An 11,960-nucleotide genomic window follows, 5' to 3' on the forward strand; every position below is an offset into this window, starting at 1 on the left:
TCAGACCTCTGCTGCGGCCAGCTGCAGCGCGAACTGCTCGCGCAAGCCGGCGGGGACGCTCTCATCCGACTCGAAGCTGACGATGTCCCAGGCCTCCTCGTCTTCCAGCAAGGCGCGCAGCAAGCGATTGTTCAGTGCATGCCCCGACTTGAAGGCACTGTAGGCAGCCAGCAGCGGCTTGCCGACGATATAGAGGTCGCCAATCGCGTCGAGCACCTTGTGTTTGACGAATTCATCGGCGTAGCGCAGGCCGTCACTGTTGAGCACGCGGTATTCGTCCACCACGATGGCATTGTCCAGACTGCCGCCCATGGCCAGCCCGGCGTTCAGCATGGTTTCCAGGTCCTGCATCTGGCCAAAGGTGCGCGCCCGGGCGACATCACGCGCATAGACATCGCGCGCGAAATCGACATTCACCGTGGTCGGCGTGGCATCGATGGCCGGGTGATTGAAGTGGATCGAGAAATCGAGCTTGAAGCCGTCGTAAGGCGAGAGCTTGACCCACTTGTCGCCCTCGCGGATCTCGACCTCCTTCTTGACCTTGAGGAAGCGCTTGGGTGCGTTCTGCACCTCGATGCCAGCGGACTGCAAGAGGAATACAAAAGGCGCGGCGCTGCCATCGAGAATCGGAATTTCGGCGGCATCGATATCGACATAGCAGTTGTCGATACCCAGACCAGCGAGGGCCGACATCAGGTGCTCGACCGTGCCGACCTTGGCCGTACCTTGCTGCAAGCCCGAACACAGGCGCGTCTCAAGGACCGAATACGGATCACTCGGCAAATCAACGGGCGGCGTGAGATCGACGCGACGGAAGACGATGCCCGTATCCGGCGCCGCCGGGCGCAAACACAGCTCCACGCGCGCGCCGCTGTGCAAGCCGACACCGGTTGCCTTGACGATGGATTTGAGCGTGCGTTGGCGAATCATTGTGGCTCCTGAAAGTAGTCCCAAGTATATGCTGGCCGCCGCATGCCCAGCCACTATGAAGCCGATAGAAACAAAACGGGCAGATGACTCGCGTCATCTGCCCGTGATCTTTACAGCTTTGAACCTTGCGTTGAAACTCAGTCAGCCTGCTTGCGCAGGAAGGCCGGGATATCGTAGGTGCCAAAACCATTGGCGCTCATCGCCTCGACCGTGCGGCGCTCGGGGCGGCGAATCACGGCGGGCAGCTCCAGATCGCCGTAATTGACTTCCATGCCGACATTGTCGGTACCGGTCTTGATCACTTGCATGACCGGCTGACGGGCCACTGCGCGACGCGTGCCGAGGCCGGTGGCGAGCACGGTGATGCGGATGCGGTCTTCCATGTTCTCGTCGAACACGGTGCCATAGAACACGCTGGCGTCTTCCATCGCAAAGGCGCGCACGGTCTGCACGGCTTCGCGCACTTCAGCCATTTTCAGCGAGCGGCTGGCGGTGATGTTGATCAGCACGCCACGCGCGCCTTCAAGCTCGACACCTTCCAGCAGCGGGCTGTTGGCAGCCTGCTCGGCGGCGATGCGTGCGCGATCCAGACCAGCGGCTTCGGCCGAGCCCATCATGGCGCGGCCCATCTCGGCCATCAGCGTGCGCACGTCCTGGAAGTCGACGTTCACCAGACCCGGCACATTGATGATTTCGGCGATGCCGCCGACCGCCTTGCGCAGCACTTCGTCTGCATTGCGGAAACAATCAACGAAGCTGGCTTCCTCGCCATAGACTTCCATGAGCTTGTCATTAAGCACGACGATCAGCGAATCGACATGCTTGGACAGCTCTTCAACACCGCTGTCAGCAACGCGGATGCGGTTCTCGAAGTCGAAGGGCTTGGTCACCACGGCAACCGTCAGGATGCCCAGTTCGCGGGCGACTTCAGCCACCACGGGCGCAGCACCCGTACCCGTGCCGCCGCCCATGCCGGCAGTGATGAACACCATGTGTGCGCCAGCCAGAGCTTCGGCAATGCGCTCGCGGAACTCAAGTGCGGCGGCGCGGCCAGCTTCAGGCTTGGCACCTGCGCCAAGGCCGGTGCCGCCGAGCTGGATCTTGGTCGCAGCAAGGGAACGCTTGAGCGCCTGGGCATCAGTATTGGCGCAGACAAACTCAACGCCTTGCACACCCTCGCGGATCATGTGATCAACTGCGTTGCCGCCGGCCCCGCCCACGCCAACCACCTTGATCACGGTCCCGCTGGTTTCCTTCTCAACGATCTCGATCATGCGTGCACTCCTTTGAAGATGCGCCTGATGTGCCCGAGGGTCTCAAATTCAGGCACCTAAATATGGTATCAAGTGCGAAGTCTACTACTAAATAGCGCATTAGCACATCTTGCTTAACATTTTTCCTGCATGCCGTTCATCGCCCGAACCGGCTTTTTAGCCAAGTCGTTGACGCATCACAGATTTTTTTCAAACCAGGATTTCATGCGCTGGAAAACCTGTTTGAAATTCTGCCCTTCACGCGCCTGCATGCCACGCCGGCGCTGGGCTGCCCCTTCCAGAACGAGCCCCATCACATTGGCGTACTGCGGATGACAAATGACATCCGCAAGGCTGCCCTGATACTGCGGCACGCCCATGCGTACCGGCAGATGGAAGACTTCCTCACCCAGCTCGCAGATACCGGTCAGGGTCGCCGAGCCGCCGGTCAGCACCAGACCGGAGGACAGCAGTTCCTCGTAACCGCTGCGCCGCAGCTCGCCCTGCACCAGCTCGAAGAGTTCAGTCACGCGCGGCTCGATCACATCGGCCAGCGAAGAGCGCGACAGGCGGCGCGGCGGGCGATCGCCGACGCTGGGCACTTCGATCATGTCCGCCGGATCCACCAGACTGTGCAGCGCAACGCCCTGGCTGAGCTTGATTTCCTCGGCCTCGGCCGTCGGCGTACGCAGGGCCATGGCGATATCGTTGGTGACCTGGTCGCCCGCGATGGGGATCACCGCCGTGTGGCGAATCGCGCCCTGCGTGAAAATGGCCAGATCGGTAGTGCCACCGCCAATGTCGACCAGGCAGACGCCCAGCTCTTTCTCGTCTTCCGAGAGGGTCGCAAAACTCGATGCCAAGGGCTGCAGCACCAGGTCGGCCACTTCCAGGCCGCAGCGGCGCATGCACTTGATCAGGTTCTGCGCGGCAGAGACGGCGCCGGTGATGATGTGCACCTTCACTTCAAGCTTCACGCCGCTCATGCCGATCGGCTCGCGCACGCCGTCCTGACCATCGATGATGAATTCCTGGGTGAGGATGTGCAGGATCTGCTGATCGGCCGGAATCGGCATCGCGCGGGCCACATCGATGACGCGCTCGACATCCAGCGGCGAGACTTCCTTGTCCTTGATCGCCACCATGCCGTTGGAGTTGAAGCTGCGGATATGGCTGCCGGCAATGCCGGTATAAACCTCGCGGATCTTGCAGTCGGCCATCAGCTCGACTTCCTGCACCACGCGGGAAATGGCGTCTACCGTCGCTTCGATATTGACCACCACACCCTTCTTGAGGCCGTTGGACGGCTGGGTGCCGATGCCGATCACTTCAAGGCGGCCATCGGGCCGTAACTCGGCAACCATTGCGGTGATCTTGGACGTGCCAATATCGAGGCCGACTATTAGGTTCTTGTTGTCCCTGCTCATGGTGTGCCCTTGTGTTCTACTTCACTGGTAAGGATTGGTTTGCCCAGCCGTACAGCGAATCCGGCGGGGTAGCGCAGATCCGCGACTTGCCACGGCTGCGCCAATTTACGATGTGCGTCGGGCCAGGCGGCGACGAAGCGCTTGAGGCGTTCGTCAAGCGGTGCCTTGGCCTGATCGCGGCCCATTTCGACGAGCAAGCCGTCGTCGAGCTGCAGCTGCCAGGCGCTGCGCGGTGAGAGATTGAGCGCCACGATGTGGCGGCCGATGCCTTCCAGCATCTGGTCCATGCGCGCCCGTGCGGCAAGCATGTCGGCCACCCGCTCAGGCGGGCCGCTGAATACCGGCATGGTGGCATTGCTGGCAGCGTCGAAAATCTCGCCATGGGTGTTGACCAGGCGGGTGTCGCCGGTTTCCGCCACTTTCCAGTAAGCCACCGCGGCCTGCTCTTCGAGGCTGACTTCCACCGTGCCCGGCCAACGCCGGCGCAGCTGCGCCTGGCGCACCCAAGGTAACTTCTCGAAGGCGGCGCGCGCCTGATCGAGATCGACGGTAAAGAAATTGCCGCGCATCGAGGAGATCGCCGCGTACTCCAGCTGCGCGCCGGTGACCTGGCCCAGCGGCGTGAGCACCATGACCTGGCGGATCTCGAACAGCGGCATGCGCAGCACGCTCTTGACGGCGGCGTAGCCAATCGCAATCGAGACCAGCAGCAACAAGATATCGGAGACCAGATTCATCCACTCCGGGCTGTTCCAGAAGCCGACGCCACCTTCCTTTTGCGCAGCATTGCGCGCAGCGGGTTTGTCACCCGCCGTCGCAGCACCACCACGAAAGGCTGGTACGCCTTTAGCCAAGAGAAGCCCTCGCCAGCACGTCGATGCACAGATCTTCAAAGCTGATGCCGACGGCACGCGCCGCCATCGGCACCAGGGAATGACTGGTCATGCCCGGCGCCGTATTGGCTTCGAGCAGATACGGGGCGCCGGCCTCGTCCATGAGGAAGTCGATGCGCCCCCAGCCCTTGCCGCCCAGCACCTCGAAAGCGCGCAACGCGTAGGCGCCGACCTGCGCTTCCAGCTCCGGCGACAAGCCCGAGGGGCAGCGATAGACCGTGTCGTCACGGAAGTACTTGGCCTCGTAATCGTAAAAGTCGCCGGCCGGTTCGATCTTGATCGAGGGCAGTGCGCGCGTACCGAGAATCGCGCAGGTGTACTCGCCGCCGCCGACGAAACGCTCGGCCATCACCAGCTTGTCGAGCTTGCGTGCCGCGTCGAAGGCCGGACGGAATTCGGCCAGGCTGCGCACCTTGGTGACGCCCAGGCTGGAGCCTTCGCAGGCGGGTTTGACGAAGAGCGGGAAGCCCAGCGCCTGGGCGATCTGCTCGAAGTCGCTGTCTTCATCAAGCATGCGAAAATCCGGCACCGGCAAGCCGGCGGCCTGCCACAGCAGCTTGGTGCGCCATTTGTCCATGCCGATCGCCGAGGCGAGCACGCCGCAGCCGGTGTAGGCAATGCCCAGCGCTTCCAGCGCGCCCTGCACCGTGCCGTCTTCACCAAAGCGCCCATGCAGGGCGATGAAGGCGCGCGTGAAACCCTCGTCATGCAACGCCCACAAGGGCTGCTCGGCCGGATCGAAGGCATGCGCATCGACGCCGCGCGCGCGCAACGCAGCCAACACCGCATTGCCTGACAGCAAGGAAATCTCGCGTTCGGCCGACGCGCCGCCCATCAGCACTGCAACCTTGCCAAAATCTTGTGTTGTCGTCGTCACGCGTCAATCCTCAAAGCTCTGCTGCAGAAACAATCTTGCCCGGCACCGCGCCAATCGAGCCGGCGCCCATGGTCAGCACCACATCGCCGTCCTGCACCGTGGCCCACACGCGCTGCGGCAGGTCGGCAATCTGTTCAACGAACTGCGGTTCGATCTGGCCGGCCACACGCAGCGCGCGCGCCAGGCTGCGCCCGTCGGCCGCCACCAGCGGCGCCTCGCCGGCGGCATAGACTTCGGCCAGCAAGAGCACATCGACGCTGCCGAGCACACGCACGAAGTCCTCGAAGCAATCGCGGGTACGTGTATAGCGATGCGGCTGGAAGGCCAGCACCAGCCGGCGGCCCGGAAATGCACCGCGTGCAGCCGCCAGCGTGGCCGCCATCTCGACCGGGTGATGGCCGTAGTCATCGATCAGGGTGAAGCTGCCACCGGCGGGCAGCGGCACTTCGCCATAGCGCTGGAAGCGCCGCCCGACACCACGGAATTCGCCCAGCGCGCGCTGGATTGCGGCATCGTCCACACCCAGCTCGGTCGCCACGGCAATCGCCGCCAGGGCATTGAGTACGTTATGGCGGCCGGGCAGATTGAGCACGATCGGCAAGCGCGATTCGCCGTCGATGGTACGCACACAATCGAAGTGCATCTGTGCGCCCACCGCACGCACGTTCTCGGCGCGCACCTGGGCGGAGGCATCGGTGCCGTAGCGCACGATCTGCTTGGAAACAAAGGGAATAATCTCGCGCACATGCGGATCATCGACGCACAGCACCGCCACGCCGTAGAACGGCAGGCGCTGCAGGAATTCGACAAAGGCCTGGCGCAGGCGCGCAAAGTCGTGGCCGTAGGTCTCCATGTGGTCGGCGTCGATATTGGTGACCACCGACAGCACTGGCGTGAGCAGCAGGAACGAGGCGTCCGACTCATCGGCCTCGGCGACCAGGAAGTCGCCACTGCCCAGACGCGCATTGGCGCCGGCAGAGTTGAGCTTGCCGCCGATGACGAAGGTCGGGTCGAGCCCGCCCTCGGCCAGCAGACTGGCGACCAGGCTGGTCGTCGTCGTCTTGCCATGCGTGCCGGCAATCGCCACGCCCTGCTTCAGGCGCATCAGCTCGGCGAGCATCTGTGCGCGCGGCACCACCGGAATCTGCCGCGCCCGCGCCGCCAGCACTTCAGGGTTATCGCCGTGCACCGCCGTCGAGGTGACGATGGCGTCGGCCGCCCCGAGGTTTTCCGCCGCATGGCCGATGGCGACACGCACGCCCTGCGCTTCCAGGCGCTGGGTAGTAGCGCTGGCCGCCAGATCCGAACCGCTGACGGTGAAGCCCAGATTGCACAGCACTTCGGCGATGCCGCTCATGCCGGCACCGCCGATGCCGACGAAGTGGATGTTCTTGACCTTGTGCTTCATGACGAGGCCCTCGTGACCTGGATCGCGGGGCGGGAAGAAGAGACGCGCATGGAGTGAAGAGGAATTCCGGAACGATGAGCCTGCCGCGCCGCGCCCTCAAGCACAGCCCGGCACGCAGCGAAGCGCGCAGTTTTACAGATTTGTTGAATGCGCACACGTCTTGACTTGCAGTGCACAAGGCTCTCCAGCGCTTCAGCGCTGACTGGCAAGGCCGGGCGCACGACAGAATGCGCGTTGCGGGGCAAAGTCAGCTGTTTCATGGCTTGAGCAGGCCTTCGCAGACATTCGCCACAGCATCAGCGACACGCGGCCGCGAGGCGGCACGTGCTGCTTCGGCCATCTCCAGCAAACGCTGGCGGTCGAGCCTGGCCAGAAAGTCGGCCAGCCATTGCGGGCTCAGTGCGTGCTGGGCGATCAGCTCGGCGGCATCGCGCTCGGCGAGGAAGCGCGCATTGCCGGTCTGGTGATCATCGACAGCATGCGGATACGGCACCAGCACGCCGCCCACGCCGACCGCCGCCAGTTCAGCAATGGTCAGCGCGCCGGCACGGCAGATCACCAGATCCGCCTCGGCATAGCGCGCCGCCATGTCCTCGATGAAGGGCAGCAGCTCGCCGCTCACCCCGGCGCGCGCATAGGCCTCGCGCAAGGCATCGATCTGCTTGGCACCGGACTGATGCACCACCTGCGGACGCTGCTCGGCCGGCAGCAGGGCCAGCGCCTGCGGCACCGCATCATTGAGCGCCTGGGCGCCCAGCGAACCGCCGACCACCAGCACTTTCAGCGGGCCGCTGCGGCCGGCAAAGCGCTCAGCCGGCGGCGCAATCGCCTCGATGTCGGCACGCACCGGATTACCGATCCACTGCGCCGACTTGATCACATCCGGAAAACCGCTCAGCACGCAATCGGCGACTCCGGCGAGCACCTTGTTGGAGAGGCCGGCAATCGAATTCTGCTCATGCACCACGAATGGCCGGCCGAGCAAGCTGGCCATCATGCCGCCCGGAAAGCTGACATAGCCGCCCATGCCGATCACCACATCGGGACGCGTCGCGCGCAGCAGGCGCAGCGCCTGCCAGAAGCCACGCAGCAGATTGAGCGGCAGCAGCAGCTTGCGCAGCAAGCCCTTGCCGCGCAAGGCGGCAAAATCCAGCCAGGCCATCTCATAGCCACGCTCGGGCACCAGGCGCGCCTCCATGCCGTTCGGGTTGCCCAGCCAGATGATCTGCCAGCCGCGCGCACGCAAGGCCTCGGCCACCGCAATGCCCGGATAGATGTGACCGCCGGTGCCGCCGGCCATCACCATCAGACGCGGCGCACGGCCCTCAGACGCGCGAGACATGACGATTCTCCCAGTCGATCCGCATCAACACCGCCAGCGCCATGCAGTTGGCGACGATGCCGGAACCGCCGAAACTCATCAGCGGCAAGGTCAGGCCCTTGGTCGGCAACAGGCCCATGTTCACACCCATGTTGATGAAGCCCTGGAAGCCGAACCACAGGCCGATGCCCTGCGCCACCAGGCCGCCGTAGTAGCGTTCCAGCAACAAGGCGCGGCGCCCCATCGCAAAAGCGCGCTGTACCAGCACGGCGAACAGCACGACGACGGTCAGCACGCCGGCAAAACCCAGCTCTTCGGCAATCACTGCGAGTAGGAAGTCGGTATGCGCTTCCGGCAGGTAGAACAGCTTTTCGACGCTGGCCCCCAGACCTACGCCAAACCACTCGCCGCGCCCGAAAGCGATCAGCGCGTGCGAGAGCTGGTAGCCGCTGCCATAGGCATCGCGCCAGGGATCGACGAAGTTGAACAGGCGCTCGCGGCGGTACGGCGACAACCAGATCAGCAGCACGAAGCCAACCAGGGCAACCACGAAGAGCAGCGCGAAGATGCGCGCATTGAGACCGCCCAGAAAGAGGATGCCGAAAGCGATCGTGCAGATCACCACGAAGGCGCCGAAGTCCGGCTCGCGCAGCAGCAGGAAGCCGACGAACAGAATCACCGTCGCCATCGGCAGGAAGGCGCGCTTGAAGCTACCCATGTCCGGCAGCTTGCGCACCGTGTAGTCGGCGGCATAGAGCACGGCAAAGAGCTTCATCAATTCGGACGGCTGCAGATTGATGATGCCCAGCGGCAACCAGCGCCGCGAGCCATTGACTTCACGCCCGACGTGGGGAATCAGCACCACGATCAGCAAGACCACGCCAATCGCGAAGAGATAGGGCGAGAGGCGCTGCCAGGTCGCCAGCGGAATCTGCACCGCGACCAGGCCCGCCACCAGACCGACGACCAGGAACACCGCGTGGCGCATCAGGAAGAAGGTGGTGCTGTGGCCGGAGACCTTGCTGCCTTCGGCATAGGCAATCGACGAGGAATAGACCATGACCAGGCCGAACACCAGCAAGGCGATGGCCGACCAGATGAAGAAAGGATCCAGCTCACGCTGCGGCTGCGCGTAATCGAACCGCCCGCTGAAACGCTGCCGCGCCGGATTGAGGATGCGCTTGATGCCGGACTTGTCGCCGGTCGCCGGCCACAGCGCAGAGAAGAGGCTGGAGAGCTTCATACGCGGCGCACACCCGGCAGTTGCAGCACCGCATCGCAGAACACCTGGGCGCGATGCGCGTAGTTGCGGAACATATCGAGGCTGGCGCAGGCCGGCGAGAGCAGCACCGCGTCACCGGCCTGCGCCAGAAAATTGGCGACCAGCACGGCCTCTTCCATGCTCGGTGCAAACTGCGTCGGCACCGCGCTGTCAGCCGTCTCGGCAGCCAGTCGGGCGGCATCGCGACCGATCAGCACCATGCTGCGTGCGTGGGTCTGCAGGGCCGGCGACAGCGGGCGGAAATCCTGCCCCTTGCCATCGCCACCGGCGATCAGCACGACGCGGCGCCCGAGGCCCTGCAGCGCGGCGAGCGTGGCACCGACATTGGTGCCCTTGGAATCATCGTAGAAATCGACACCGTCTTCGCGCCGTGCTACGCGCTCGACGCGATGCGGCAGGCCACGGAAGGCGCGCAGGCCCGCCAGCAAAGCCTCGCGCGGCAGGCCGATGGCCTCGCACAGCGCCAGCGCCGCCAGGGCATTGGCCAGGTTGTGCATGCCGGCCAGCTGCAGCGCGCTGTGTGCCAGCAACACTTCGCTGCCCCGACACAAATAGTGTTCGCCCTCAATCTGGCGAATGCCGTACTGCGCCTCGCCCTGCGGCGCCGACAGGCCGAAATCCACGACCCGGCGCCCGGCCAGGCCCAGACCGGCGACCCAGACATCCTCGCGGTTGAGCACCTGCACGCCGCTGCCGGCAAACACGGCGGCCTTGGCCTGCGCGTAGGACTGCATGTCGCCGTGACGGTCGAGGTGATCGTCGCTTACATTGAGGATGACAGCGGCATCCGCATCCAGACTGCGCGTGGTTTCCAGCTGGAAGCTCGACAGCTCCAGCACCCACACATCCGGGCGCTGGCCGGCATCGAGGCGCAGCATCAGTTCGGACAGCGCAGCCGGCGAGATATTACCGGCCACCGCCGCATCCAGCCCGGCGGCGCGGCACAGCTCGCCGCACAGCGCGGTGGTGGTGGTCTTGCCATTGGTACCGGTGATGGCGATCAGCTTGCTCTCGGCGCGCCAACCGATCTCGCGCAAGGCCTGCGCGAACAGCTCGATCTCGCCGGTGATCTCGATGCCACGGCTGCGCGCCAGCTGCACCACGGGCTCACGCGGATCGAGCCCCGGGCTGATCACCAGGAGTTCGATGCCTTCGAGCAGCTGGGGCGAAAAGGGGGCGCAGATCAGTTCGGCCTGCGGCGCAATGCTGTGGATGGCTTCGCGACCGGGCGGCACGGTGCGTGAGTCGGCAATGCGCAGTCGCGCCCCCTGGCGCGCCAGCCACTGCGCAGCGGCCAAGCCGCTTTCACCCAGCCCCAGAACGAGACAATGTCTATCGCTGTACAAGCTCATTTTCCGCCACGCAAACTGCTCATCCTGCACTCCGGGACGCCATGCCCCTGAGCTCTGCCCCAGGATGCCTTGCGCCGCGCTCGCTCACTCTGTCATCAACACACCGCGCTCAGCGCAGCTTGAGGGTGGACAGGCCCAACAGCACCAACATGATGGTGATGATCCAGAAACGCACCACCACCTTGGTCTCTTTCCAGCCACTCAATTCGTAGTGGTGATGCAGCGGCGCCATGCGGAAGATGCGCTTGCCGCCACTCCACTTGAAATACGCCACCTGCAGCATCACCGACACGGTCTCAGCGACGAACACGCCGCCCATGATGAAGAGCACGATTTCCTGACGCACGATCACCGCCACGGTGCCCATCGCCGCGCCCAGCGCCAGCGCGCCGACATCGCCCATGAACACTTCGGCCGGATAGGCGTTGAACCACAGGAAGCCCAGCCCGGCGCCCGCCATCGCGCCACAGAACACCGCCAGCTCGCCGGCGCCCGGCACATAGGGCAGGCCCAGGTACTTGGAGAAGCCGATATGGCCGGCGACATAGGCGAAGATCGCCAGCGCCGCCGAGACCAGAACCGCCGGCATGATCGCCAGCCCGTCCAGGCCATCGGTGAGGTTGACTGCGTGGCTGGTGCCATTGATGACGAAATAACTCAGCGCGAGGAAGCCGAACATGCCCAGCGGGTAGGCAATGGTCTTGAAGAAAGGCACGATCAGCTCGGTCTGCACACCGCCGCTGGTGGCGGCCAGATAAGCGGCCGCGCTGCCGGCGATCAACGAGGTCCACAGATACTTCCAGCGGCTCGCCAGCCCTTTCGGATCGCGATGCACAACCTTGCGCCAGTCATCGACCCAGCCGACGATGCCAAAACCCAGGGTGACGAACATCACCACCCACAGGTAGCGGTTCTTCAGGTCGCCCCACAGCAGCATGGTGGCGGCAATTGCGATGAGGATCAGTGCGCCGCCCATGGTCGGCGTGCCGGCCTTGATGAGGTGGGTTTGCGGGCCATCGTCACGCACCGCCTGGCCGATTTTTTTGGCCGCCAGCCAACGGATCACGCCGGGGCCGAAGATGAAGGAGATCAGCAGCGCCGTCAGCGCGGCCAGCATGGTCCGCAACGTGATGTAGTTGAACACGTTGAACATGCGGATATCGTGGCCAAGCCAGCGGGCAAGTTCGAGCAGCATCAGTGATATACGCCTGTTTGAG

10 protein-coding genes are annotated in these 11,960 nt (G+C 64.2%); all 10 read right to left on the reverse strand.

Features of this window, described 5'->3' with window-relative positions:
• A complete protein-coding gene (gene lpxC / locus ABDB84_RS06530) occupies positions 1-930 on the reverse strand; it encodes a UDP-3-O-acyl-N-acetylglucosamine deacetylase (RefSeq protein WP_345918891.1) in 930 nt (309 codons plus the stop codon).
• A gap of 137 nt (positions 931-1,067) precedes the next feature.
• Positions 1,068-2,204, reverse strand: coding sequence for a cell division protein FtsZ (gene ftsZ / locus ABDB84_RS06535; protein ID WP_345918892.1), 1,137 nt, complete (start codon positions 2,202-2,204; stop codon positions 1,068-1,070).
• A gap of 176 nt (positions 2,205-2,380) precedes the next feature.
• Positions 2,381-3,610: a cell division protein FtsA gene (ftsA, locus tag ABDB84_RS06540; RefSeq protein WP_345918893.1), complete on the reverse strand. Its 1,230-nt coding sequence runs from the start codon at positions 3,608-3,610 to the stop codon at positions 2,381-2,383.
• Entirely contained in the window at positions 3,607-4,464 is an 858-nt protein-coding gene (locus ABDB84_RS06545; protein WP_345918894.1) for a cell division protein FtsQ/DivIB, read from the reverse strand. Before ABDB84_RS06545 ends, ftsA begins: the two co-directional genes overlap by 4 nt.
• On the reverse strand, positions 4,457-5,380 hold the full coding sequence (locus ABDB84_RS06550) for a D-alanine--D-alanine ligase (RefSeq protein WP_345918895.1): 924 nt from the start codon (positions 5,378-5,380) through the stop codon (positions 4,457-4,459). The genes ABDB84_RS06545 and ABDB84_RS06550 overlap by 8 nt, the downstream gene beginning before the upstream one ends.
• A 10-nt stretch (positions 5,381-5,390) precedes the next feature.
• Complete coding sequence (murC, locus tag ABDB84_RS06555) at positions 5,391-6,788, reverse strand: UDP-N-acetylmuramate--L-alanine ligase (RefSeq protein ID WP_345918896.1); 1,398 nt, start codon at positions 6,786-6,788, stop codon at positions 5,391-5,393.
• 256 nt (positions 6,789-7,044) lie between these two features.
• On the reverse strand, positions 7,045-8,130 hold the full coding sequence (gene murG / locus ABDB84_RS06560) for an undecaprenyldiphospho-muramoylpentapeptide beta-N-acetylglucosaminyltransferase (RefSeq protein WP_345918897.1): 1,086 nt from the start codon (positions 8,128-8,130) through the stop codon (positions 7,045-7,047).
• A complete protein-coding gene (gene ftsW / locus ABDB84_RS06565) occupies positions 8,114-9,352 on the reverse strand; it encodes a putative lipid II flippase FtsW (RefSeq protein WP_345918898.1) in 1,239 nt (412 codons plus the stop codon). Before ftsW ends, murG begins: the two co-directional genes overlap by 17 nt.
• A complete protein-coding gene (murD, locus tag ABDB84_RS06570; protein WP_345918899.1) occupies positions 9,349-10,743 on the reverse strand; it encodes a UDP-N-acetylmuramoyl-L-alanine--D-glutamate ligase in 1,395 nt (464 codons plus the stop codon). Before murD ends, ftsW begins: the two co-directional genes overlap by 4 nt.
• A 109-nt stretch (positions 10,744-10,852) precedes the next feature.
• The gene (mraY, locus tag ABDB84_RS06575; RefSeq protein ID WP_345918900.1) at positions 10,853-11,938 is read right to left on the reverse strand and encodes a phospho-N-acetylmuramoyl-pentapeptide-transferase; all 1,086 of its coding nucleotides are present in this window, start codon (positions 11,936-11,938) and stop codon (positions 10,853-10,855) included.
• Between the last annotated feature and the right edge of the window lie 22 nt (positions 11,939-11,960).

The organism is Uliginosibacterium sediminicola (genome assembly GCF_039631295.1).
Taxonomy (GTDB): Bacteria; Pseudomonadota; Gammaproteobacteria; order Burkholderiales; family Rhodocyclaceae; genus Viridibacterium; species Viridibacterium sediminicola.

Excerpts from the sequence above, each read along its gene's own strand:
- murC (WP_345918896.1), bottom strand. The coding sequence starts at position 6,788 with ATGAAGCACAAGGTCAAGAACATCCACTTCGTCGGCATCGGCGGTGCC.
- ftsW (WP_345918898.1), bottom strand. The coding sequence starts at position 9,352 with ATGAAGCTCTCCAGCCTCTTCTCTGCGCTGTGGCCGGCGACCGGCGAC.
- lpxC (WP_345918891.1), bottom strand. The coding sequence starts at position 930 with ATGATTCGCCAACGCACGCTCAAATCCATCGTCAAGGCAACCGGTGTC.
- murD (WP_345918899.1), bottom strand. The coding sequence starts at position 10,743 with ATGAGCTTGTACAGCGATAGACATTGTCTCGTTCTGGGGCTGGGTGAA.
- mraY (WP_345918900.1), bottom strand. The coding sequence starts at position 11,938 with ATGCTGCTCGAACTTGCCCGCTGGCTTGGCCACGATATCCGCATGTTC.
- ftsZ (WP_345918892.1), bottom strand. The coding sequence starts at position 2,204 with ATGATCGAGATCGTTGAGAAGGAAACCAGCGGGACCGTGATCAAGGTG.
- ftsA (WP_345918893.1), bottom strand. The coding sequence starts at position 3,610 with ATGAGCAGGGACAACAAGAACCTAATAGTCGGCCTCGATATTGGCACG.
- murG (WP_345918897.1), bottom strand. The coding sequence starts at position 8,130 with ATGTCTCGCGCGTCTGAGGGCCGTGCGCCGCGTCTGATGGTGATGGCC.